The sequence below is a fragment of the Acidovorax carolinensis genome, assembly GCF_002157145.1.
GTDB classification, from domain to species: Bacteria; Pseudomonadota; Gammaproteobacteria; order Burkholderiales; family Burkholderiaceae_C; genus Acidovorax; species Acidovorax carolinensis.
In genome coordinates, this window is sequence record NZ_CP021361.1 from 3,883,333 (window position 1) to 3,905,106 (window position 21,774).

Below are 21,774 nucleotides of genomic sequence, written 5' to 3' on the forward strand. Positions count from 1 at the left end.
AGCGATGGACACCAAAACAGCTTTGCGCATTGAGCGCATACAAACCGTTGCACAGGATGTGAAGTGCTTTGATTTGGTCTCGGTGAACGAGACCGAACTCGCCCCGTTCGAAGCGGGCGCGCACCTTGAGCTGCAACTGCCCAATCACCTGGCGCGCAGCTATTCGCTGATGAACGCCCCCGGTGAGCGGCACCGCTACCAGATTGCCGTGCACCTGTCTCCCACCAGCAGCGGCGGTTCGCGGTACATGCACGAAAACCTGCAGGAAAACGATGTGCTGCTGGCCAGCGTGCCGCGCAACAACTTCCCCCTGGATGAAAGTGACAACGTGCGCCACTACTGCCTGGTCGCAGGAGGGATAGGGATCACGCCGATGCTGTCGATGGCACAACGGCTCAACGCCCTGGGCCGGTCATGGGAGCTGCACTACGGCGCCCGCACGCGGGCCCATGCCGCGTTTGTAGAGCAGGCCCGCGCATTGGCCGATGCCTGCGGCAACCAGGCCTTTTTCTACTTCGACCAGGAGCCCGGCGGCCAGCCGATGGACCTGACAGCGCTCGCTGCGGCCGCGCCCCGGCACACCCACCTGTACTGCTGCGGGCCGCGCGGCATGCTGGACGCGTTCGAACAGGCAACCAGCCACTGCCGCGAGCAGGCGCATGTCGAATACTTCACCGCCAAGTCCGAAGCGGCGCTGCAAGGCGGTTTCACCCTTGAGCTTGCACGCAGCGGCCTGACCCTGCAGGTGCCGCAGGGCCGCTCGATCCTGGACGTGGTTTTCGATGCCGGCATCTCCGTGCCCTCGTCCTGCCGCGAGGGCATCTGCGGAAGCTGCGAAACCCGCATCCTGGCGGGTGCGGCCGATCACCGCGACGCGCTGCTGTCCGAGGCCGAACAAAATGCGAACCAGACGATGATGATCTGCTGCTCCGGCGCCAAGAGCGCCCGGCTGGTGCTGGACCTCTGAGTGGGCCGAGAGAGGTGGGTTGACCGTAAGATGGGCGCCTCTCTCTTCAGCACAGGCGCCCATGGACCCGACCAGCTCCAGCAGTTACCGGCATTGCCAATCCCTGGTGAAAGGGCTGGATCTGCTGGCGGCGCTGAACCGCCACTCCGGTGCGGCGGCGTCCATCATGGAGCTGAGCCGCAGCACCGGGCAGCATCGCACCACAGTCAAACGCCTGCTCGAAACCCTGCGGGACGCCGGTTATGTGGAATGGGAGCCGCACACCAACCTCTACCGGTTGACCTTTCGGGTCCAGCGCCTGAGTTACGGATTTCGGGACAATGTCTCGGTCACGGAAATCGCCTGGCCTCACATGCGGGCGTTGTCCAAGACCATTGTCTGGCCTTGTTCCCTGGTGTCGCTGGAGGGGGATGAAATGGTGGTCCGGGTTTCCACCCGCTCGTACAGCCCGCTGTCGTTCCACCCCGGCATGCCGGGGCGCCGGCTTCCGTTACTGACAACGGCAGCAGGGCGCACCTACCTGGCGTTTGCCCCCGCAACAGAGCAAACCGCCTTGATCGATCTGCTGCGTGAGCGCCCGGACCACAGCGGGCAGCTAGCAAGGGATCGCCATTTCGTTCGCACCATGATCGAGAAGACTCGCGAGCGTGGTTATGGCGTCAACCAGGGCGAATGGGCGGAAGAGCCCAAATTCGGTGCGGTGGCGGTTCCCCTGCACCGGCGTGGACGCTTGCTGGGTTGTTTGAATGTAATTTTCCTCTCCCGTGGCGTTACTGAGGCCACGGCACTCCAGAAAATTGTGCGCGAATTGCACCACACCGCCAACCGGATTGAAGAGGTGCTGGATTCGGATAGCCCGCGCGGTGGCACGGAGCCAGCAGCAGGGACCCTCAGTCTCTCCCCCTGAACGGGGAGCCCCCGCACCAACGCCCGCCCCTGGATAAAAGCAGCTGCCCCATGCCTTCTTTGCCCCGCCCTCTGCACCTGATCGGCGCCCCCACCGACATCGGCGCGGGCGCGCGTGGCGCCTCCATGGGCCCCGAGGCCTTGCGGGTGGCGGGCTTGCAGGCGGCATTGGAGGGCCGCGGCCTGCACGTGGTGGACGGGGGCAACCTGGCCGGCCCCGCCAATCCCTGGCTGCCGCCCGTGGACGGCTACCGCCACCTGCCCCAGGTCGTGGAATGGAACCAGACGGTATTCAACGCCGTGCTGGACGCACTCCGGCAAGGCCACCTGCCCATCCTGCTGGGTGGCGACCACTGCCTGGGCCTGGGCAGCATCAGTGCCGTGGCGCGCCATTGCGCCGAGGCGGGCAAGAAGCTGCGCGTGCTGTGGCTCGATGCCCATGCCGACTTCAACACCAGCGCGCTCACGCCCAGCGGCAATGTGCACGGCATGCCGGTAGCCTGCCTGTGCGGTTTTGGCCCCGCAGAGCTGACCCGACTGGCACAGATGCCTGGCGGCGGCCCGGCGCTGCAGCCAGCGCAAATCCGCCAGATCGGCATCCGCAGCGTGGACGCGGGCGAAAAACGCTTTGTGCACGAGCAAGGACTGGAAGTTTTCGACATGCGCTTTATCGACGAGGTGGGCATGCGCCAGACCATGCTGCAGGCGCTGGATGGGCTGGATGCCGACACGCATCTGCATGTGAGCTTCGACGTGGATTTTCTCGACCCCGACATCGCGCCCGGCGTGGGCACCACGGTGCCCGGCGGCCCCACCTACCGCGAGGCGCAACTGTGCATGGAGATGATCGCCGACAGCGGGCGGCTCGCGTCGCTGGACATTGTGGAGCTCAACCCCGCGCTCGATGTGCGCAACCGCACGGCCGTGCTGGCGGTAGACCTGGTCGAATCGCTGTTTGGCAAGAGCACGCTGATGCGCGGGCCGACGATCCCGTCACGGTCCGAACCCGGCGGTTCATGAAACGGCCCGCCCCAAGCCGGCCGACGCCGTGGGATGGGCTAGCCCCGGCCACGGGCGTGGTTCGCCTGGGGAAAGACGCCGAAGGCGGCTCCGGCGGGTGCAAGTTCTAGCGCTTGACTGCCGCCAGCCGCCGCAGCAACTGCTGCACGATGTCGGTCTGCATGTTGCGAAACAGCAGGGCCTCTTCGGCCTCCTTGGCCAGGGCAATGGCTTCGTTGTAGCTGACCTCGCGCTGCTGCAGCAGTTCGGTGTCGGGAATCAGTTCATCGCCTGCCGGGGTGCGCAGCCTGAAGCGCACACGCAGACGCAACTCCAGCTCGCGCACCTGGCCGGAGGCGTTCTGGCCCACCACCACGCGTTCGTGCTGCTCCGACAGCAGATCAAGCACGGCCTCGGCGGTCGGCAGGTCGGCGGCATTGCGCAGCACCCGCAGCGTGCTGCCCGATCCTGCCAGGGTGCGCACCAGCTCCCGCGCCAGCGACGAGCCCTGCGGTGCCGCCACATAGAGCGAGGCGAACGAAAACTCGGGCACCCCGCGCAGGCGAAAACCGCAGGCGGTCAGCAGGGCCACGGGGGCGAGGGAGAGCAGTGCGCGCTTGTTCATCATCATGGTCACACCACCACGTTCACCAAGCGTCCCGGCACCACAATCACGCGCTTCGGATGAGCGCCGGCCGCCTGGGCCGAAAAGGCCTCGCTGGCCAGCGCAATGCGCTCGATCTCGGCCTTGTCGGCCTGGGCCGGCACATGGATGGAGCCGCGCAGCTTGCCGTTGACCTGCAGCATGAGTTCGATCTCGTCCTGCACCAGCGCGTTGGCATCGACCTGGGGCCAGGGTGCGTCCAGCAGATCACCCAGGTGCCCGGCGTAGCCCAGTTGCGACCAAAGGCTGTGCGCCACATGCGGCGTGGCCGGGTACAGGCAGCGCAGCAGGATGCCAAAGCCTTCGATCAGCGCGACCTGGGCGCCGGCCGAGTCGGTGGCCTTGAAGTCTTCGAGTGCGTTGATCATCTTCATCGCGCCCGACACCACGGTGTTGTACTGCATGCGCTGGTAGTCGTAGTCCACCTGCTTGAGCACGGTGTGGATCTCCAGCCGCAACGCCTTGGCCTCTTTGCTGAATTCCACGTCTTTCAGGCTGCTGGCGCTTGCCACGCTTGCGCTAGCAGCTTCCATATCCATAGCAGACAGCTTCACACCGAAGTTCCACACGCGGCGCAGGAAGCGGTAGCTGCCTTCGACGGCCGCGTCGTTCCACTCCAGCGTGGCCTCGGGCGGGGCGGTGAACATGGTGTACAGGCGGGCGGTGTCGGCGCCGTATTTTTCGATCAGGTCCTGCGGATCGACGCCGTTGTTCTTGGACTTGGACATGGTGCCCACGCCCTCGTAGTCGATGGGCGTGCCCACGGGCAGCATGCCATCGCCACTGGTAGCTTCGTTCTTGAGCTTGGCGCCGATGATCTTGCCGCCCTCGTCGAGCACATGCTCCACATCGTGCGGCCAGAAGTAGTCCTTGCCGCCCTTGGCGGTGCGGCGGCTGTAGATGTGGTTGAGCACCATGCCTTGCGTGAGCAGCTTGGTGAAGGGCTCATCGACCTTGACGAGCCCCAGGTCACGCATGACCTTGGTCCAGAAGCGCGCATACAGCAGGTGCAGGATGGCGTGTTCAATGCCGCCGATGTACTGGTCCATCGGCATCCAGTAATCCGCGCCGCCAGCCACCATGGCGTCCGCGTTCTTCGGATCGCAATAGCGCATGAAGTACCACGAACTGTCCACGAAGGTGTCCATGGTGTCGGTTTCGCGGCGCGCGGCCTTGCCGCACACCGGGCAGGTCACCCCGGCGTGGAAGCCTTCATGCTTGTGCAGCGGGTTGCCCGAGCCGTCGGGTACGCAGTCGGTGGGCAGCACCACCGGCAGGTCTTTTTCGGGCACCGGCACGGCGCCATGCTCGTCGCAATGGATGATGGGGATCGGCGTGCCCCAATAGCGCTGGCGGCTCACGCCCCAGTCGCGCAGGCGCCAGGTGGTCTTGAGTTCGCCCAGGCCTTTTTGCGCCAGTGCGTGGGCCACGGCAGCCACAGCGTCCTTGTGGGAGAGGCCGCTGAAGCTGTCGGAGTTGATGGTCACACCGCGCTGCTTGTCACCGTACCAGTCATGCCACTGGTGGTAGTCAAAGTGCTCGCCGTCGACCAGCACCACCTGCTTGATCTCGATGCCGTACTTGAGCGCAAACGCGAAGTCGCGCTCGTCGTGCGCGGGCACGCCCATCACGGCGCCGTCGCCGTAGCCGATGAGCACGTAGTTCCCCACCCACACCTCGACGGGCAGGCCCGTGAGCGGGTGCGTGACGGACAGCCCCGTGGGCACGCCCTTTTTCTCTTGCGTGGCCAGCTCGGCCTCGGTGGTGCCACCGCTCTTGCATTCTTCGATGAACGCCGCCAGCGCCGGGTTGGATCTGGCGGCATGGGTGGCCAGTGGGTGCTCGGGCGCCACGGCGCAAAACGTCACGCCCATGATGGTGTCGGCGCGCGTGGTGAACACGTACATCTTGCCGTCGCCAATCAGCGCACCATCGTCACCGCGGATGTCATGCGGGAAGGCAAAGCGCACGCCCTCCGATTTGCCGATCCAGTTCTCCTGCATCAGCTTCACGCGCTCGGGCCAGCCCGGCAGCTTGTCGCCGGTGACAAAGTCGAGCAGCTCTTCGGCGTAGTCGGTGATCTTGAGGTAGTAGCCGGGGATCTCGCGCTTTTCGACCACGGCGCCAGTGCGCCAGCCCTTGCCGTCAATCACCTGCTCGTTGGCCAGCACGGTCTGGTCCACCGGGTCCCAGTTCACCACCTGGGTCTTGCGGTAGGCAATGCCCTTTTCGAGCATCTTCAAGAACAGCCACTGGTTCCACTTGTAATAGGTGGGGTCGCAGGTGGCGACTTCGCGGCTCCAGTCGATGGCCAGGCCCATGGCCTGCATCTGCTTTTTCATGTACGCGATGTTGTCGTACGTCCATTGGGCCGGTGGCACGCCGTTCTTGAGCGCGGCGTTCTCGGCCGGCAGGCCAAAAGCGTCCCAGCCCATGGGCATGAGCACGTTGTGGCCGTTCATGCGCAGGTAGCGCGTGAGCATGTCGTTGATGGTGTAGTTGCGCACATGGCCCATGTGCAACTTGCCGCTGGGGTAGGGCAGCATCGAGCAGGCGTAGAACTTCTTCTTGTTGTTGTCTTCCGTCACGCGGTAGGCGTCGGTGGCGGTCCAGTGGTCGTGCGCGGCGCGCTCGACGTCTTGGGGAGAGTATTTTTCTTGCATGGAGGCTCTGCTGGAGGAGAGGGATGCAGCCGCTGGGCTGCTGCTTTGGCCGATTTTAGGCGGTCGCGGGGGTACAGCCTGGCGGTGCGCCGCACCCGGTGCGGGGTCTGGCCTTGCCGCCAGGGGCTCAGGGCGCCGCAACGGGCTGTTCGGCAACGAACCCGATGCGCTGGAGCCCGGCGCTGTGGGCCGCGCCCATGACTTCAACCACGCGGCCATACGGCACGGCCGCATCGGCCCGCAACTGCACTTCGGTGTCGGGGCGGGCCGCACCAATGCGCTGAAGCCGCTCGGCCAGGGCGGCCTGCGACACGGGCTGGTCATCCAGATAGGCCTGACCGGTGCGATCCACCACCAGGGTCACGAATTCGGGCGCGGCGCCGGGGGTGGCCCCTGCTGCGCGGGGCAGATCAAGCCGGATGGAGCTGGCCAGCAAAGGCGCTGTCAGGATGAAGATGACCACCAGCACCAGCATCACGTCCACCAGCGGCGTCATGTTGATGTCACTCATGGGCTGCGGGCCGGAGGTGCGTTCAAGGCGGCCAAATGCCATGTCACGACTCCGGGTGCTGCGCCAGCAACTCGCGCAGGTCGCGCGCAAAACCTTCCAGGTCGGCCTCGATGCGGCCAATGAAGCGACCGAACACGTTGTAGGCCAGCACCGCCGGAATGGCCACCGCCAGGCCGGCCGCCGTCATCACCAGGGCCTCGCCCACGGGGCCGGCCACGCGGTCGATGGTGATCTGACCGGCGCCCGCCATCGCGCTGAGGGCGTGGTAGATGCCCCAGACCGTGCCGAGCAAGCCGACGAAAGGGGCCGTGGAGCCCACCGTGGCCAGCAACACCTGACCCCACTGCAGCCGCCCGAGGGCGCCATGCAGGGCATCGCGCAGCACACGGGTGATCTGCTGCGAGAGGCTGCCAGATGTGGCCAAGGTGGCCTGCACCCCGGTGCTCACCGGATTTGCTATTGAATTTGCAGCAATCACCAAAGGCAGCACCAGCGCTTCGCGGTCAAAAGACTGCAAACGCTGCGCCGCGACGTCCAGCGAGGGCGCCTGCCAGAACGCCGCGGTGCACCGCGCCACGTCGGCCGTGGCCCGGTGCATGAGGCGCGCCTTCCAGAAAATCACCACCCAGCTGGCCACCGACATGGCAAGCAGCAACAGGGCCGTGCCCTGCGTCACGGCATCTCCCTGGCGCCACCAGTGCAGTGCGTCCATGCCGTCTCGCTTTCGGGCTAGTTCAGGCCCAGCACGTCGAACATGTCGAACATGCCGGTCTTGCGGTCTGCGAGAAAGCGCACTGCACGCAGGCTGCCCTGGGCGTAGGTGGCACGGCTGGACGATTTGTGGGTGATTTCAATGCGCTCGCCAATGCCGGCGAACAGCACGGTGTGGTCGCCCACGATGTCGCCACCGCGGATGGTGGCAAAGCCGATGCTCGACGGGTCGCGCTCGCCGGTCACGCCTTCGCGCGCATACACGGCGCACTCCTTGAGGTCACGGCCCAGCGCATCGGCAATTACTTCGCCCATCTTGAGGGCGGTGCCCGAGGGGGCATCGACCTTGTGGCGGTGGTGGGCCTCGATGATTTCGATGTCGTAGCCGGTTGCCATGGCCTTGGCCGCCATCTGCAGCAACTTGAACGTGACATTCACGCCCACACTCATGTTGGGTGCCATCACGACGGCGGTGCGCTGGGCGCAGGCCGCGATCTCGGACTTTTGCGCGTCCGTGAAGCCCGTGGTGCCGATGACGGCCTTCACGCCCAGCTCGCTGCAAACAGCCAGATGGGCCAGCGTGCCTTCGGGGCGGGTGAAATCGATCAGCACATCAGCGTTCTCCAGGCCCGTGCGCAGGTCTGCCGTGATGGCCACGCCACTTGCATGGCCCAGAAAAGCCGTTGCATCCGAGCCGATGGCGGGGCTGGCCGCCACATCCAGGGCGCCGGCCAGCACCATGTCGTCGCTGGCACGCAGGGCCTCGATCAGCATGCGGCCCATGCGGCCGGACGCACCAGCCACGGCCACACGCATGGGTTTCGAAGCGGGTTGGGAGGGCAAAGAGTTGCCTGTCATGTCATTCCTGTGTCGGTGAATGCGGCGGGCCATGCCGGGTGCCGGCGCCCTGATCCGCTGCCTTTAGCGCGCGGGGCCTTCGAGCGGGGGGTAAGAGGTGGAAACCGGTTCTGCAGGTGCAGCCGCTGGTGCGCTGGGCGCGCGCTCGGGGCCGGGAAACGCGCCAGTTGGGCGTCGGTGGCCTCCAGAACAGGCACCTTGCCCTTGGTGGAGCGCGACCCCAGCGAGGCTACAAACTCGGCTTCAGAGGGCATGGTGTCGCCGTCGAATCGCTGCAGCAAATCGCCCTGGAAAAACAGCGTGAGCTTGCGCGTCTGGAGATCTTCACCGGGACGCTTGATGGTGAACACATATTCCCAGCGCTCGGCATGGAACAGGCTGGTCACCAGGGGCGTGCCGAGAATGTCGCGTACCTGCTGCCGGCTCATGCCCGGCGCAAGCGCTTCTACCTGCTCGCGCGAAACAAAATTGCCCTGCACCACATTCACCTTGTAAGGCGTCACGACGCTGGCCAAGCGATTGCTTGCACTGTCCAGGCTGCTGCAGCCGGCCACGGCAGTCAGGCAGGCACCAATGAACAAGGTCACACCCAGACGGGCGCTGCGATGGGCTTTGACGGGCATGGAAAAGGGTCGTAAGGCTATGATCGACCCATTGTAGCGGCTGGCCCTGAGGGCTTGGTCGAGCCCGCCGACACACGAAAGACAGCGCCATGACGAATATCGACGAACTCAAAAGCACGGGACTGAAGGCAACCCTGCCGCGCCTGAAGATTCTGGAGATTTTTCAGAAGGGCGCACAGCGCCACATGACGGCCGAAGACGTCTTTCGCGTCCTGCTGCAAGAGCGCTCGGACATCGGGCTGGCCACGGTCTATCGTGTGCTCACGCAATTCGAGCAGGCAGGCATCCTGATCCGCAGCAATTTCGAAAGTGGGAAGGCGGTTTACGAACTCAACGAAGGCCAGCACCACGACCATTTCGTGTGCACGACCTGCGGCAAGGTGGAAGAGTTCTACGACCCCGAGATCGAAAAGCGCCAGCAGATCATTGCAAAGGCCAAGGGCTGGGTGGTCCAGGACCACACGATGGCCTTGTATGGGCAGTGCGCCCACTGCGCCGCAAAGAGCAACTAACCCCCTGAGTCGCTTCGCGCCTTCCCCCTGAGAGGGGGGACTCCGCCAGCGCACGCAAGTGCAGCGGCGCCTGAACGGCTTGGCGGCCCTTGCGCGGCGGCCGCTGGCCTGGGCTGCGACGGTTTCGTGGACCTGCGGATCAGCCCCCGCTGTCGCGCTCCATGGCGCGGCGGTGCCGCTCCACGAATTCCTGGTAGGTGTCGATGCCGCGCAACTGCAGGATGGTGTTGCGCACGGCGGCTTCCACCAGCACGGCGATATTGCGCCCCGCCACCACCTGGATCACGACCTTGAGCACCGGCACGCCCAGCACGTCCTGGGTCAGGGGCTCATAAGGCAGGCGCTCGTAGTCGCGCTCCAGCGTCTCCTTGCGCACCAGATGCACGATGAGCTTCAGGCGCATCTTGCGGCGCACGGCCGTCTCGCCAAAGATGGCGCGGATGTCGAGCAAGCCAATGCCGCGCACTTCCAGCAGGTTCTGCAGCAGTTCGGGACACTTGCCTTCGATGGTGGTCTGGTTGATGCGAAACAGATCCACGGCATCGTCGGCCACCAGGCCGTTGCCGCGAGAGATCAGTTCCAGCCCCAGCTCGCTCTTGCCCAGGCCGGATTCGCCCGTAATCATGACACCCAGGCCCAGAATGTCCATGAACACGCCGTGCATCGTGGTGCGGTCGGCAAAGTGCTTGGACAGGTACGCGCGCAGAACGTCGATGACGAACGCCGACGACTCATGGGTAGAGAACATCGGAATCTGCGCCCGCTCGCACATGGACAGCAGCGCATCCGGTGCAGTCTGCCCGTCGGCCAGCACCAGCACCGGCGGCTCCAGCGTGACGATGCGCGCGATCCGGCGTTGGCAGTCGTCAGGGGTGGCGTTGGTGAGATAGGCGATTTCGCGCTCACCCAGAATCTGCACCCGGTAAGGGTGGATGTAATTCAGATAGCCGACGAGATCGGCACCCGATCGGGCCGCGCGCACCGCCACTTCGTCAAAGCGCCGCTCGGACGCGCCCAGGCCCGCCAGCCATTCCCATTTCAGGGTGCCCCGGAATTCCTCGAACAGGACATCAGCGCTGACGACGTTGGGCTTCACGGCAATGCAGCGAATGCGAAGAGCAGGGAAAGGGGCAAGATCACGCGGCCTGGGTGGACTGCCATCCGGCAATCATGCCGTGCAGCACCGCGGCGTCGTCGCAGGCCTTGAGTTTCTCGCGCAGCACCGAGTCGCTCAGCAGCTCGGCGATTTCCGAGAGGATTTCCAGGTGCTTCTGGGTCGCCGCTTCGGGCACCAGCAGAAAAATCAGCAGCCCGACCGGCATTTCGTCGGGCGCATCGAAACCTATCGGTTGCGCCAGCTGAAAAACCGCGGCCATCGGCGCCTTGAGCCCCTTGATACGGCCATGCGGAATGGCCACGCCATGCCCCAGTCCCGTCGAGCCCAGTCGCTCGCGCGCAAACAGGCTGTCGGTGATCAGCGCCCGCGAAAGCCCGTGCTGGCCCTCAAACAGGAGACCGGCTTCTTCAAAAGCACGCTTCTTGCTGGTGGCGTCAACGCTCACAAGCACTTGAGCGGAGGGCAGGATGGATGCAAGTCGGTTCATGGTCAGAGAAACAATTATGCACACATTGGCAGAAACCCTGAGAACAAAACGCGGGGCCGAAAAAAACCGCCCCGGAGGGCGGCTGCGACCGGCAGGCGGTACACCTGCTTGGCCTACGCGAGCATTTCGCGTTTGGATGCGTCGTGGTGGTCCTGGATGCGGTCCTTGTGGCGCACGACCTGGCGATCCATCTTGTCCACCAACTCGTCCACGGCAGCATACAGGTCGAAGTGGGAGCTTTCTGCAAACAGGTCGCTTCCCTTGACGTGGATATTGCATTCCGCTCGCTGCCGCTTCTCTTTTTCCTTCTGTTTCTCTACTGTCAGCAGTACCTTGACGTCGACCACCTGGTCAAAATGGCGAGTGATCCGATCCAGCTTCGTGGTGACATAGTTGCGCAAGGCTGGGGTAACTTCGAGGTGGTGACCGCTGATCGTCAGGTTCATAAAAAGTCTCCTGTGGCTCTCTGTGACAAAAATGCCGCCCTGGATCCAAAGAGCGGCCCGGCTAACTCGGCTACGTCCGTTGACGCGAAATCACTATGCGCCCGCCCCAGGCCAAAAGCAATCCCATACCGCCCCTGGCGGATGGGTTATGCCGCCGAAGGTGCCGCCGCCGCGAAAAGCGCGCACAATGGGCAGGCTTTGGGCGAACCCCTCGTGCACCCGCACCCTGCGCGGCCAATCCGCCAGCCCGGCGCCCGCATTGCAAGGCGCCACGTGCCATGTCGGGGCCTGTCGCCCCAGCCACTCGCCGCCGAGGGCAACCACCCGGTCCACCGCCGCGTAAAATCGGTCGGTTCGAAGCAGATCCTGACCGCTCGCAATATCCAACATTTTTCTGGCGCAGATCCGTCTCCACGCGCTGCAAGCCCGCACCATCACCATGACCCAGTCCAGCACTTCTGCCCTGCACACATCCACCCTGACCTCGCTGCCCCTTCTGGCACGCGGCAAGGTGCGCGACAACTACGCCGTGGGCACCGACCGCATCCTGATGGTGGCCAGCGACCGCCTGTCGGCGTTCGACGTGATCATGGGCGAGCCTATCCCCGGCAAGGGCGAGCTGCTCACCAAAATGGCGCTGTTCTGGTTCGACAAGCTCGGCCACATCTGCCCCAACCACCTGACGGGCGACGACCCCGAAAGCGTGGTGAGCCCCGCCGAAGCGGCGCAGATCCGTGGCCGCTCGATGCTGGTGCAACGTCTGCAGCCCATTCCCGTGGAAGCCGTGGTGCGCGGCTACCTGGCCGGCAGTGGCTGGAAGGAATACCAGGCGTCGCAGTCGGTTTGCGGCGTGCCGCTGCCCGCCGGACTGACCAATGCCGCCAAGCTGCCCGAGCCCATCTACACGCCCGCGGCCAAGGCCGCTGCCGGCGAGCACGATGAAAACATCAGCTTCGAGCGCACGGTGGAAATGATCGGCCCCGAACTGGCCGCAAAAATCCGCGACCTGAGCATCGCCATCTACAAGGCCGCGGCAGAGATCGCCCTGACCAAGGGCATGATCATTGCCGACACCAAGTTCGAGTTCGGCCTGGCCCCCGACGGCACGCTGGTGCTGATGGACGAAGTGCTCACGCCCGACAGCTCGCGCTACTGGCCGGTGGAAGGCTATGCCGAAGCCCTGGCCAAGGGCGAAAACCCGCCCAGCTACGACAAGCAGTTCGTGCGCGACTGGCTCGAGCAGGCCCAGGTCAACGGCAAGCCCTGGGACAAGACGCCGCCTTCGCCCCGCCTGCCGCAGGCCGTGATCGAAAAGACCGCCGCCAAATACCGCGAGGCGCTGGAGAGGCTGACCGGCTAAACCGCACGCGCGATATCTCACCTCCCAAGAAAAAAGGCCCTGCAAGGGCCTTTTGCATTTTCCGAGTCGAACCGCGCTCAGCTGAGCACCACGCTCGACAAGCGGCGCCGGTAGGTGGCCACAACCGGGTCTTCGGGGGAATCTGGCCTTCTGCCACCTTCACCTTGGGCGGCTCGATGATTTCGAGGATGGCCACATAGGTCTTGCGGGCTGCCTCTTCGCTCCAGGCCTTGTCGCGCATCAGGATTTCGAGCAGCTCGTCCATGGCCTCCTGCCAGCGCTGCTGCGCCATCAGCCAGCGGGCGCGGGCAAAGCGCGTGTCAAAGTCGCGCTTGTTCGCGGCAATCTTGGCATCAAATTCACCCCAGCGCTTGATCCATAAGCGCCAGAAGCTAGAAAATCAAGAGCATCCATCCAGCTCTTGAGTGCCCCGAGCTTGCGCGATGTGGCGGCCTTGGCAATCACTGGGGCAAAGGCCACCTTGGCATCGTCCTCGCGGCCCAGCTGCAGCAGCAGCTTGACGTAATCAAAACGCGCATCGTCGTTGGCCGGATCGGTGGCCACAGCGTGCTGCAGCTTTTCAAGCGCTGTGCTGGTGTCGCCTTCGGCCAGTGCGTCCAGGGCTTCTTCTTCCTCGGCTTCTGCCACCACTTCCTCCGCGGAGGGCACATGCTTGTCGAGGAATGCGCGCACCTGGCCCTCGGGCAGCGCGCCCATGAAGCCGTCCACGGGCTGGCCGTTCATCAGCAGCACGCAGGTGGGAATGCTGCGGATGCCGAACATGCCGGCGATCTGCTGCTCCTGGTCCGAATCGATCTTGACCAGCTTGAATCGGCCCGCGTATTCGGTTTCGAGCTTTTCGAGGATGGGGCCCAGCGACTTGCAGGGGCCGCACCAGGGTGCCCAGAAGTCCACCAGGACGGGCACATTCATCGAGGCGGCAACCACCTCGGCTTCAAAGTTCTCTACGGTGACGTCAATCATGATGGTGTGGGGCCTTGGGGCCTGTGAAGCGGTTTTCGCGCTATTTTGGCCCATCGAAACGGCCCCACGCCATGAAGGGAAGCGCAAAAAGTAAAATCGCGGGTTCCACCTACAGCGGTGCAGCGGGCGCAGCCCGCGGTCCGGCACCTCCAACACCATGAAACCCATCCAGATCGGCGTGGTCATGGGTTCCAGCAGCGACTGGGACACCATGCAGCATGCAGTGCAGATTCTTGAACAGTTCGGCATCGCCCATGAGGCCCGCGTGGTCTCGGCCCACCGCATGCCCGATGACATGTTTGCCTATGCCGAAGCCGCTGCGGGCCGGGGCCTGAAGGCCATCATCGCCGGGGCCGGGGGCGCTGCCCACCTGCCCGGCATGATCGCCGCCAAGACGCCCGTGCCCGTGCTGGGTGTGCCCGTGGCCAGCCGCCACCTGCAGGGCGTGGACTCGCTGCACTCCATCGTGCAGATGCCCAAGGGCATTCCCGTGGCCACGTTTGCCATTGGTACGGCCGGCGCCGCCAATGCCGCGCTGTTTGCCGTAGCGCTGCTGGCCAACGAAAGCCCCGAACTGCGCCAGCGGCTCGATGCCTTCCGCGCCGAGCAGACGGAAGTGGCGCGCAACATGACCTTGCCGCCTGCCGCATGACCGACTCTGCCAAGCCACTTTTGCCGGGTAGCACGCTGGGCGTGCTCGGCGGCGGCCAGCTGGGCCGCATGTTTGTGCACCAGGCGCAGGCCATGGGCTACTTCACCGCCGTGCTCGATGCCGACCCCACCAGCCCGGCCGGGCTGGTGAGCCACCACCACATCCAGACCGGCTATGAAGACCCGCAAGGCCTGGCCGAACTGGCCCGCGTGGCCGATGCGGTGACCACCGAGTTCGAGAACGTGCCCGCCGCCGCGCTGGCTGCATTGGCCGCGCGGCTCCCCGTATCGCCCGCCGCCAGCGCGGTCTCAGTGGCGCAAGACCGGGCCCGCGAAAAGGCCCACTTTGTGGCCTGTGGCGTGCCCTGCGCGCCCTATGCCGTGATCGAAACGGCCGAACAACTGGCCGCTGTTGCGCCCGATCTGCTGCCGGGTATTCTGAAAACCGCCCGCATGGGCTACGACGGCAAGGGCCAGGTCCGCGTCAAGACCGCCGCCGAACTGGCCGCCGCCTGGGCGTCGGTGGGCAAGGTGCCTTGCGTGCTCGAAAAGATGCTTCCGCTGGCACTGGAATGCTCGGTGATCGTGGCGCGGGGCCACGATGGCGCCACCGTGCACCTGCCGGTGCAGCGCAACCTGCACCGCGAAGGCATCCTGGCCGTGACGGAGGTTTTTGAGCAAAATCTGCCTCCAGCGCTTATCCAGCAAGCGGTAGCAGCTGCAATTTCAATAGCAAATGGCCTGCATTACGTGGGCGTGCTGTGCGTGGAATTCTTTGTGCTGCAGGACGGCAGCCTGGTGGTGAACGAGATCGCCCCGCGCCCGCACAACAGCGGCCACTACAGCCAGAACGCCTGCGACGTGTCGCAGTTCGAGCTGCAGGTGCGCACCCTGGCCCGCCTGCCGCTGACGCAGCCGCGCCAGCACAGCCCCGCCGTCATGCTCAACCTGCTGGGCGACCTGTGGTTTGCGCACGGCGATGCCGAGCAGACGCCTCCCTGGGCGCAGGTGCTGGCCCTGCCCGGCGCGCATCTGCACCTGTATGGCAAGCGCGAGGCCAAGCGCGGCCGCAAGATGGGCCACCTCAATGTCACCGGCCCTACGCCAGAGGCGGCCCGCGCCACGGCCTTGCAGGCCGCAGCCTTGCTGGGCATCGCGGCGTTTTGACCATGATCCTGGACGGCACCCAGCCCGACTCCATCGCTGCCGCCGCGCGGGCCGTGCGCAGCGGCGCGCTGCTGGGCCTGCCCACCGAAACCGTCTATGGCCTGGCGGCCGACGCCAGCAGCGACGCGGCCGTGGCGCAGATCTTTGCCGCCAAGGGCCGCCCGAGCGACCATCCGCTGATCGTGCATGTGGCCGACGCCTCGGGCATTGCGCACTTTGCCAGTGAGGTGCCCGGCTTTGCACAAAAGCTGGTCGATGCCTTCTGGCCCGGCCCGCTCACCCTCATCCTGCCGCGCCGGCCTGGCGTGGCCACGGCCGCGACCGGCGGCCAGGACAGCGTGGGCCTGCGCTGCCCGGCCCACCCGGTGGCCCACGCACTGCTGGTGGCCTGCGCAGCGCCGGGCCATAGCGCCGATCAGGGTGGCCCGCCCGTGTGGGGCGTGGCCGCGCCCAGCGCCAACCGCTTTGGCCGCGTGAGCCCCACCACCGCCCGGCACGTGCAGGACGAGCTGGGCGCCGACCTGCTGGTGCTCGATGGCGGGCCCTGCGATGTGGGCATTGAAAGCACCATCGTGGACTGCACGCGCGGCGTGCCCGTGCTGCTGCGGCCGGGCGCCATCACGCGGGCGCAGATTGCGGCCGCCTGCGGCATGCAACCGCTATCGAAAGAAGAGCTACCCGCACTTACCCCGCGGGCCTCGGGCACACTGGAGGCCCACTATGCCCCCGCCGCCAAGGTGCGCCTGATGGACGCCAAGGCGCTGCAGACCGCGCTGGACCTGCTGGGCGCCGACGCCGCCCACATCGCCGTCTATGCCCGCAGCGCACTGCGCACGCGCTCGTCCCGGCTGGTCATGCGCCGCATGCCCGACGACGCCACCGCCACCGCCCAGCAGCTTTTTGCCGTGCTGCGTGGCTTTGACGACCAGGCCGTGAAACTGATCTGGATCGAGACCCCGCCCGCCACCCCCGAATGGGAAGGCGTGCGCGACCGGCTGCAGAGGGCAGCCGCGGCCTGAGCCGGCTTGCCTGCCTGCTTGCTTTACATGCGCGGGCTGTGCGTCGTTAAACTAACCCCCACTTTTCTGGAGAAATACATGGCAACAAATTGGATGCGCCGCACCGTGATGGTCGCCGCATGTGCGACGGCAGCGTTGCTCGCGGCCTGTGGTTCGAGCACCATCGAATCGGCACTGACACCCGACCGCTTCATTGCCTTTGGCGATGCCTTCAGCGATGTGGGGCAAAAAGGTCCGCGCTACACCGTCAACGACGGCTCCGTCAACAACTGGACGCAGCAACTGGCGTCGCGCTACGGCAAGACGATCACACCCGCAGCATCGGGCGGCCTGAGCTATGCCACGGGCAATGCGCGCATCACCATCAAGCCCGACGTGGCCGGCGATGCCACCACGCTCACCGTCACCGAGCAGATCGACCGCTTTCTGGCGGGCGGCAGCTTTGGCGCCAACGACGTGGTGTTCGTCAACGCCGGGACCAGCGATGTGATCGCTGGCGTGGCGGCTGTGCGCGCCGGCACGCTCTCTAAAGACGACATGTTGGCAGAGACCCGCAAAGCCGGCCAGCAGCTGGCAACGCAGGTGCGCCGCCTCGTCACGTCGGGTGCGAAATATGTGGTGGTGATGGGCACCTACGACATGACCAAGTCCGTCTGGGCCACCGCCATCAACGAGGCAAGCCTGCTCCACGATGCCAGCACCAGCTTCAACACCGGCCTGTCGGTGGGCATCGTCGATCTGGGCGCGAATGTGCTCTCTATCGATGCGGCCTACTACGTCAACCTGTACACCAACGCTCCGGGCTCCTACGGGTTTGACAACGCCAAGACGCCGGTGTGCACTTCGGTGGATGCGGGCAACGGCATTGGCATCGGCACCGGCCAGGTCAACTCGGCCTTGTGCACTGCCGCCACCTTGCTCCCCGGCGCCAACCAGAACAAGTATGTGTTTGCCGACGCGGTCTACCTCACGCCATCGGCCCACCGCCAGCTGGGCGACTACGCTTACGACCGGCTGCGGGCCCGCTGGTAAGCCGCCCGGCGCACAATCCAAAAGCCGACCTGATGGTCGGCTTTTTTCATGCGCGCAGGGAGCGCCGCTTATTTGACGGCATCGAACACCGCCCGTGCCTGCGCGTGGCAAAACGGCGGCTCGTAGGTGCCGTGGTAGTTGCCGTAATACGTGGCAAACGCCGCCGAGGCCGGATCGGTGGGTGCCTTGCCGGCAGTGCCGTACGTGGCCTGCACCTGGGGATCGACATCGACAGAGGCCACGTTGGTCAGGCCACGGCTGTCAAAGTCGGCCTTCATGGCCTGCTGGTGGATGGCCGGCGGCACCGTGGGGTCGCCCGCGCCACCGCACAGCAGCACGCGCGCCCTGGGGTTCCATCCCAGCAGGTCGTTCTTCCTGGCGGCCAGAAACAGCGGGTTGCTGCCACCGGCCTGGGCCGCAGCCAGAAATTCGGGCTGGAACAGGAGGTCACGCGCCTGATTGGGCGTAACGCCGGGCCCCCCGGGCAATGCGCCCGACGAGACCAGCGTGGTGGTGGTGAGCGTCGGGCTGGGCAGCAAGGTTTCGATATAGCCCGAATAGGGCAATTTGAACGCCGTCTTGACGTCGGTGTAGACGTTGCCATACACCTTTTGCCACGAGGTCACCAGATACGGCACGAAGAACTGCACCCCGGCAATCGCATCGGGCGCCCGCAGCTGGCCTGACAGGTTGTAGGGCCCGGCCAGGTGGGCACCGGCCACCACGTTGAACTCCCCGGCATGGTCGCGCTCTGCCGCCCGGTGGGCGGCCATGGACGCATGCCCACCCTGCGAATAGCCGGCGAACATCACCTTGCCCGACAGGTTGGCGCCCACGCTGGGCGCAGCCGCCCGCGCGGCGCGGATGGAGTCCAGCACCGCCGTGGCTTCGGAGTCCGCATGCAGATAGGGGTGGTAGGCGTAGGCAGACTTGGCAAAACCAAGGTAGTCGGTGGCCACCACGGTGTAACCCTGGGCGGCGTACATCGCGGCGAGCAAAAAGGTTTCGCCGTCTTGCGGATTGGCCAGCGTGCGGGGCTTTTGCACATCGGAGCCCTTGGCATACGCCACCAGCGCTGACGCGCCGGTGCAACTGCCCGCCGGCACCAGCATGACGCCCGAGGCATTGGTGCTTTCGTCGTCCTTGACGCCGACCGTGGTGTAGTTGAGCGCCACCACCTTCACATCACACTTTGCTTTGCCGCTGATCGCCTGCAGGCCGCTGCCCGCCGTTGCGGCATCGATCTGCGCGGCGGTCAGCGTGGTCAGCGTGGCGGGCGGGTCCAGCAACGCGCCCCGTTGCGGGCCATCCGAGCCCCCGCAGGCGACCAGCAACACCGCAGCTGCGGCAACACAGGAAAGGCGGAAATACGTCATGGAGCGACCCCTTGGAGCGGTGAAGAGCGTCGCATCGTGCGCGCGCGCCGGACTACCCGGCACTAGGGATTACGAGGGCACGCCCGGGCCACCTGACGCCTAGGAGACAGGGCCTCCCCCGGGATCCGCGCCGTTCTTCGCCCCACCCCGGCGGCCATAGCGCAGCTTCATGACCAGGATGGTGCCCGCCAGCGCCAGCGTGACGGCATTGGCCGCAACGATGGGCCAGGCGGCCAGCGCCACGCCGTAAGCCAGCCACAGCGCCACGCCCAGCGTGAAAGTGCCGTACATGCTCAGCGAGATGCCGCTGACGTCGCGCGTGCGAAAAGTGTGCAGCGCCTGGGGCAAAAAACTGCAGGTGGTCAGCGTCGCGGCCAGGTAGCCGATGAGGTCGTGAAGAGCCATGGTGTGTTGTGCATCCGGGGCTATTGATCGCGCGCGGTCCAGTCCACCAGCGCATCAAGCACGGGCCGCGCTGCGCCCGCCTGCGGGTGGTTGACGAGGGCCACCAGCACGTAGCGGCGGCCGCTGGCGGCGTGCACATAACCGGCGACGGCCATCACGTCGCGCAGGCTGCCGGTCTTGAGGTGGGCGGCACCGGCGCGGCTCTGGCTGGGGCGCAGCGTGCCGTCCACGCCGGCAATCGGCAGGGACGACACCAGCTCGGGCATCACCGGCGACTGCCAGGCCAGCTGCAGCATGCGCGCCAGGGCCTGCGCGCTGATGCGTGCCTCGCGGCTCAGGCCTGCGCCGTTGTCGGGGGCGGGTGGCTCGGCATCGCCCAGGCGGGCCTGCCACCACTGGCGCAATGCAGCGCGCGCACCGTCGAACGTGGCCGCGCCGTCTTTGCGCAACGCCAGCGTGAGAAACAGCTGCTGCGCCATCACGTTGTTGCTGTATTTGTTCACATCGCGCACCACCTCGGCCAGCGCGGGCGATGTGGCACTGAAGGCCGGCTTGAGCCGCGCAGGCACCGCACCATCGCGCACGGTGCCCGTGAGCTTGCCGCCCAGTTCGCGCCACATGCCTTCCACCGCGCGGGCCGCAAACCCCTTCGGATCGGGAAACGCCGCCGCCCACACGCGCTCGCCACAGCGGGCCGGATAGACGCCCTGGAACACGGTGCGCGCCGGGTCTGACAGCTCGGCACGCACGGCGGCGCGCCAATCGCCACATTCGGCGCCCGGCGCCGCCAGCGGCACCGTGGCCTGGCGCTGCACGCCAGCAAGCGGCGGGTCGTACTGGATGCGTGCCAGCCCGGCGGCGGCATCGGGCACAAAGGTCATGACCACCGCGTTGTAGTTCAGCAGCAAGGCATCGGGCGCCGCGTTGTAGGGGCGCAGCGGCTCGCCGTCGAAGCGGGCGGCATCGTGCTCGGGCACGTCAAAGGCAGTGCGGTCCAGCACGATGTCGCCCACGATGACCTGGATGCCCTGGCCCTGCAGGCGGCGCAGCAGCAGCCACAGGCGCTCCATCACCAGCTTGGGATCGCCCTGCCCCTGGATATAAACGTTGCCCTGGAGGCTGCCGCCCTGCACCTGGCCGTCCACATACACGGGCGTGCTCCAGGTGTAGGCGGGGCCGAGCAGGTCGAGCGCCGCATAGGTGGTCACGAGCTTCATGACCGAAGCCGGGTTCATGGACGCCTGGGGGCGGTGCGCCAGACGCGGTGCCTGGCGGCCGCCCTGCGCATCCACCACCAGCACCGACAGGGCGTCCCTGGGCAGGCGGGCACGCACCAGCGCCGCCTCCACCTCGGCGGGCAGCGGCCCTGTTGCCTGCGCCCGGGCAGCCCCACCACGGTGAGCAGGCACACAAACCACCAGAGACGCCACCAGCGCAGGGTTGCTGCGCGGCAGCCTAAAGGAACAAACATCATCGGCCAAGTCTATCGCCGGGCGAATTGGGCATGTCGGCGGCGAATCCAGCATCCCGCTGGCGCGCCCCTGATAATTGCACCCCGAACCCAGACCCACCCGGCCCCATGAACCTGCTTGCCTTCGACACCAGCACCGACACCCTCTCCATCGCCGTGCAGGCGGGAGATGCCGTGTGGCAACACACCGGTCCGGGTGGCGCGCAGGCCTCGGCCACGCTGATTCCTGCCATCAGCGCGCTGCTGGCACAGGCGGGGCTGTCCTTTGCCACGCTGGACACCATCGTGTTTGGCCGTGGGCCGGGTCGTTTACCGGCCTGCGCACGGCCTGCGCGGTGGCCCAGGGGCTGGCCTTTGGCGCACGCGGCGGCGCGGGCGTGCCGGTGCTGCCGGTGGACACCCTGCTTGCGGTAGCCGAAGAAGCCCGCCACCAGCATGGCTGCACCCAGGTGGTGGCCACGCTGGACGCGCGCATGGACGAGGTGTACGTGGCACGCTGCGAATGGCTGCCAGCCCAGAACGGCGGCACCGGCCACTGGCGCACCGATGGCGACTTCGGTCTGTGCGCCCCCGAGGCCGTGCAGGTGCCCGCGGGCTGGACACTGGCGGGCAACGCCCGGGCCGCCTACGCCGAGCGCCTGGCACCCGGCGCCCTGCACGCCAGCGCGCTGCCCACCGCCGCGGCCCTGCTGCGCCTGGCACCCGCCTTGCTGGCGGCAGGCGGCGCAGTGCCGGCCAGCGAAGCCCTGCCCCGCTACATCCGCGATAAAGTGGCCTACACCGCTGCCGAACGGGCCGCGATGCGTGCCGCCCAGGCCACCCACGCCGCACAAGCCACATAAGAC

At 66.2% G+C, this 21,774-nt stretch carries 20 protein-coding genes and 3 pseudogenes; 10 read left to right on the plus strand and 13 right to left on the minus strand.

Going from position 1 to position 21,774, the window contains the following annotated elements; translation table 11 throughout:
* Window positions 1–4: 4 nt before the first annotated feature.
* The 3 genes from CBP34_RS18250 to rocF all read left to right on the plus strand — a co-directional run bounded on the left by CBP34_RS18250 (window position 5) and on the right by rocF (window position 2,893).
* Window positions 5–967 (plus strand): PDR/VanB family oxidoreductase, encoded by a 963-nt coding sequence (locus CBP34_RS18250; RefSeq protein WP_086928373.1) that lies wholly within the window; start codon window positions 5–7, stop codon window positions 965–967.
* Between the two features lie 61 nt (window positions 968–1,028).
* The gene (locus CBP34_RS18255) at window positions 1,029–1,874 is read left to right on the plus strand and encodes an IclR family transcriptional regulator domain-containing protein (protein ID WP_086928374.1); all 846 of its coding nucleotides are present in this window, start codon (window positions 1,029–1,031) and stop codon (window positions 1,872–1,874) included.
* Between the two features lie 50 nt (window positions 1,875–1,924).
* On the plus strand, window positions 1,925–2,893 hold the full coding sequence (rocF, locus tag CBP34_RS18260) for an arginase (protein ID WP_094098845.1): 969 nt from the start codon (window positions 1,925–1,927) through the stop codon (window positions 2,891–2,893).
* A gap of 106 nt (window positions 2,894–2,999) precedes the next feature.
* On the opposite strand, the gene CBP34_RS18265 is transcribed toward rocF, so the two are convergent.
* The 6 genes and pseudogenes from CBP34_RS18265 to CBP34_RS18290 form a co-directional block, all read right to left on the minus strand.
* Entirely contained in the window at window positions 3,000–3,497 is a 498-nt protein-coding gene (locus CBP34_RS18265) for an LPS-assembly lipoprotein LptE (RefSeq protein WP_086914242.1), read from the minus strand.
* An 8-nt stretch (window positions 3,498–3,505) separates the two neighbouring features.
* Complete coding sequence (gene leuS, locus CBP34_RS18270) at window positions 3,506–6,199, minus strand: leucine--tRNA ligase (RefSeq protein WP_094098846.1); 2,694 nt, start codon at window positions 6,197–6,199, stop codon at window positions 3,506–3,508.
* A gap of 127 nt (window positions 6,200–6,326) precedes the next feature.
* On the minus strand, window positions 6,327–6,752 hold the full coding sequence (locus CBP34_RS18275; RefSeq protein ID WP_086913660.1) for an ExbD/TolR family protein: 426 nt from the start codon (window positions 6,750–6,752) through the stop codon (window positions 6,327–6,329).
* Window position 6,753: 1 nt separating this feature from the next.
* Window positions 6,754–7,422, minus strand: coding sequence for a MotA/TolQ/ExbB proton channel family protein (locus CBP34_RS18280; protein WP_086913661.1), 669 nt, complete (start codon window positions 7,420–7,422; stop codon window positions 6,754–6,756).
* Between the two features lie 17 nt (window positions 7,423–7,439).
* Complete coding sequence (gene dapB, locus CBP34_RS18285; protein ID WP_418134690.1) at window positions 7,440–8,279, minus strand: 4-hydroxy-tetrahydrodipicolinate reductase; 840 nt, start codon at window positions 8,277–8,279, stop codon at window positions 7,440–7,442.
* 63 nt (window positions 8,280–8,342) lie between these two features.
* Window positions 8,343–8,902: pseudogene (locus CBP34_RS18290) on the minus strand (outer membrane protein assembly factor BamE).
* An 89-nt stretch (window positions 8,903–8,991) separates the two neighbouring features.
* Between CBP34_RS18290 and fur the strand changes: the two are divergent.
* A complete protein-coding gene (gene fur / locus CBP34_RS18295) occupies window positions 8,992–9,414 on the plus strand; it encodes a ferric iron uptake transcriptional regulator (protein WP_086913664.1) in 423 nt (140 codons plus the stop codon).
* Window positions 9,415–9,553: 139 nt separating this feature from the next.
* On the opposite strand, the gene hprK is transcribed toward fur, so the two are convergent.
* From hprK to hpf, 3 genes are all read right to left on the minus strand, one after another.
* Complete coding sequence (gene hprK / locus CBP34_RS18300) at window positions 9,554–10,510, minus strand: HPr(Ser) kinase/phosphatase (protein WP_086913665.1); 957 nt, start codon at window positions 10,508–10,510, stop codon at window positions 9,554–9,556.
* Window positions 10,511–10,550: 40 nt separating this feature from the next.
* Window positions 10,551–11,018, minus strand: a complete 468-nt coding sequence (locus CBP34_RS18305; RefSeq protein ID WP_086913666.1) for a PTS sugar transporter subunit IIA — start codon at window positions 11,016–11,018, stop codon at window positions 10,551–10,553.
* Between the two features lie 113 nt (window positions 11,019–11,131).
* Window positions 11,132–11,464 carry a ribosome hibernation-promoting factor, HPF/YfiA family gene (gene hpf / locus CBP34_RS18310; protein ID WP_086913667.1) on the minus strand — a complete coding sequence of 111 codons (333 nt, stop codon included), beginning with the start codon at window positions 11,462–11,464 and terminating at the stop codon, window positions 11,132–11,134.
* A gap of 439 nt (window positions 11,465–11,903) precedes the next feature.
* Here hpf and CBP34_RS18320 point away from each other — a divergent pair, with 439 nt between their 5' ends.
* Window positions 11,904–12,824 (plus strand): phosphoribosylaminoimidazolesuccinocarboxamide synthase, encoded by a 921-nt coding sequence (locus tag CBP34_RS18320; RefSeq protein WP_086928381.1) that lies wholly within the window; start codon window positions 11,904–11,906, stop codon window positions 12,822–12,824.
* Window positions 12,825–12,901: 77 nt separating this feature from the next.
* Here CBP34_RS18320 and trxA read toward each other — a convergent pair.
* Window positions 12,902–13,808 (minus strand): annotated as a pseudogene (gene trxA, locus CBP34_RS18325) (thioredoxin).
* Window positions 13,809–13,965: 157 nt separating this feature from the next.
* On the opposite strand from trxA, the gene purE reads away from it, so the two are divergent.
* From purE to CBP34_RS18345, 4 genes are all read left to right on the plus strand, one after another.
* Window positions 13,966–14,460 carry a 5-(carboxyamino)imidazole ribonucleotide mutase gene (purE, locus tag CBP34_RS18330; RefSeq protein WP_086928383.1) on the plus strand — a complete coding sequence of 165 codons (495 nt, stop codon included), beginning with the start codon at window positions 13,966–13,968 and terminating at the stop codon, window positions 14,458–14,460.
* Entirely contained in the window at window positions 14,457–15,626 is a 1,170-nt protein-coding gene (locus CBP34_RS18335) for a 5-(carboxyamino)imidazole ribonucleotide synthase (RefSeq protein ID WP_094098849.1), read from the plus strand. Before purE ends, CBP34_RS18335 begins: the two co-directional genes overlap by 4 nt.
* A 2-nt stretch (window positions 15,627–15,628) precedes the next feature.
* Window positions 15,629–16,645 carry an L-threonylcarbamoyladenylate synthase gene (locus tag CBP34_RS18340; protein WP_094098850.1) on the plus strand — a complete coding sequence of 339 codons (1,017 nt, stop codon included), beginning with the start codon at window positions 15,629–15,631 and terminating at the stop codon, window positions 16,643–16,645.
* A gap of 78 nt (window positions 16,646–16,723) precedes the next feature.
* On the plus strand, window positions 16,724–17,677 hold the full coding sequence (locus tag CBP34_RS18345; protein WP_094098851.1) for an SGNH/GDSL hydrolase family protein: 954 nt from the start codon (window positions 16,724–16,726) through the stop codon (window positions 17,675–17,677).
* Window positions 17,678–17,745: 68 nt separating this feature from the next.
* Here CBP34_RS18345 and CBP34_RS18350 read toward each other — a convergent pair whose 3' ends face one another.
* The 3 genes from CBP34_RS18350 to dacB all read right to left on the minus strand — a co-directional run bounded on the left by CBP34_RS18350 (window position 17,746) and on the right by dacB (window position 20,984).
* Window positions 17,746–19,053, minus strand: coding sequence for a lipase family protein (locus CBP34_RS18350; RefSeq protein WP_094098852.1), 1,308 nt, complete (start codon window positions 19,051–19,053; stop codon window positions 17,746–17,748).
* A gap of 99 nt (window positions 19,054–19,152) precedes the next feature.
* The gene (locus CBP34_RS18355; RefSeq protein WP_094098853.1) at window positions 19,153–19,458 is read right to left on the minus strand and encodes a SemiSWEET transporter; all 306 of its coding nucleotides are present in this window, start codon (window positions 19,456–19,458) and stop codon (window positions 19,153–19,155) included.
* 20 nt (window positions 19,459–19,478) lie between these two features.
* A complete protein-coding gene (gene dacB / locus CBP34_RS18360) occupies window positions 19,479–20,984 on the minus strand; it encodes a D-alanyl-D-alanine carboxypeptidase/D-alanyl-D-alanine endopeptidase (RefSeq protein ID WP_094098854.1) in 1,506 nt (501 codons plus the stop codon).
* Window positions 20,985–21,037: 53 nt separating this feature from the next.
* Between dacB and tsaB the strand changes: the two are divergent.
* Window positions 21,038–21,771, plus strand: a pseudogene (gene tsaB / locus CBP34_RS18365) (tRNA (adenosine(37)-N6)-threonylcarbamoyltransferase complex dimerization subunit type 1 TsaB).
* The last annotated feature ends 3 nt before the right edge of the window (window positions 21,772–21,774 follow it).

Excerpts from the sequence above, each read along its gene's own strand:
- CBP34_RS18250 (WP_086928373.1), top strand. The coding sequence starts at position 5 with ATGGACACCAAAACAGCTTTGCGCATTGAGCGCATACAAACCGTTGCA.
- CBP34_RS18255 (WP_086928374.1), top strand. The coding sequence starts at position 1,029 with ATGGACCCGACCAGCTCCAGCAGTTACCGGCATTGCCAATCCCTGGTG.
- rocF (WP_094098845.1), top strand. The coding sequence starts at position 1,925 with ATGCCTTCTTTGCCCCGCCCTCTGCACCTGATCGGCGCCCCCACCGAC.
- CBP34_RS18265 (WP_086914242.1), bottom strand. The coding sequence starts at position 3,497 with ATGAACAAGCGCGCACTGCTCTCCCTCGCCCCCGTGGCCCTGCTGACC.
- leuS (WP_094098846.1), bottom strand. The coding sequence starts at position 6,199 with ATGCAAGAAAAATACTCTCCCCAAGACGTCGAGCGCGCCGCGCACGAC.
- CBP34_RS18275 (WP_086913660.1), bottom strand. The coding sequence starts at position 6,752 with ATGGCATTTGGCCGCCTTGAACGCACCTCCGGCCCGCAGCCCATGAGT.
- CBP34_RS18280 (WP_086913661.1), bottom strand. The coding sequence starts at position 7,422 with ATGGACGCACTGCACTGGTGGCGCCAGGGAGATGCCGTGACGCAGGGC.
- dapB (WP_418134690.1), bottom strand. The coding sequence starts at position 8,279 with ATGACAGGCAACTCTTTGCCCTCCCAACCCGCTTCGAAACCCATGCGT.
- fur (WP_086913664.1), top strand. The coding sequence starts at position 8,992 with ATGACGAATATCGACGAACTCAAAAGCACGGGACTGAAGGCAACCCTG.
- CBP34_RS18305 (WP_086913666.1), bottom strand. The coding sequence starts at position 11,018 with ATGAACCGACTTGCATCCATCCTGCCCTCCGCTCAAGTGCTTGTGAGC.
- hpf (WP_086913667.1), bottom strand. The coding sequence starts at position 11,464 with ATGAACCTGACGATCAGCGGTCACCACCTCGAAGTTACCCCAGCCTTG.
- CBP34_RS18320 (WP_086928381.1), top strand. The coding sequence starts at position 11,904 with ATGACCCAGTCCAGCACTTCTGCCCTGCACACATCCACCCTGACCTCG.
- purE (WP_086928383.1), top strand. The coding sequence starts at position 13,966 with ATGAAACCCATCCAGATCGGCGTGGTCATGGGTTCCAGCAGCGACTGG.
- CBP34_RS18335 (WP_094098849.1), top strand. The coding sequence starts at position 14,457 with ATGACCGACTCTGCCAAGCCACTTTTGCCGGGTAGCACGCTGGGCGTG.
- CBP34_RS18340 (WP_094098850.1), top strand. The coding sequence starts at position 15,629 with ATGATCCTGGACGGCACCCAGCCCGACTCCATCGCTGCCGCCGCGCGG.
- CBP34_RS18345 (WP_094098851.1), top strand. The coding sequence starts at position 16,724 with ATGGCAACAAATTGGATGCGCCGCACCGTGATGGTCGCCGCATGTGCG.
- CBP34_RS18350 (WP_094098852.1), bottom strand. The coding sequence starts at position 19,053 with ATGACGTATTTCCGCCTTTCCTGTGTTGCCGCAGCTGCGGTGTTGCTG.
- CBP34_RS18355 (WP_094098853.1), bottom strand. The coding sequence starts at position 19,458 with ATGGCTCTTCACGACCTCATCGGCTACCTGGCCGCGACGCTGACCACC.
- dacB (WP_094098854.1), bottom strand. The coding sequence starts at position 20,984 with ATGCTGGATTCGCCGCCGACATGCCCAATTCGCCCGGCGATAGACTTG.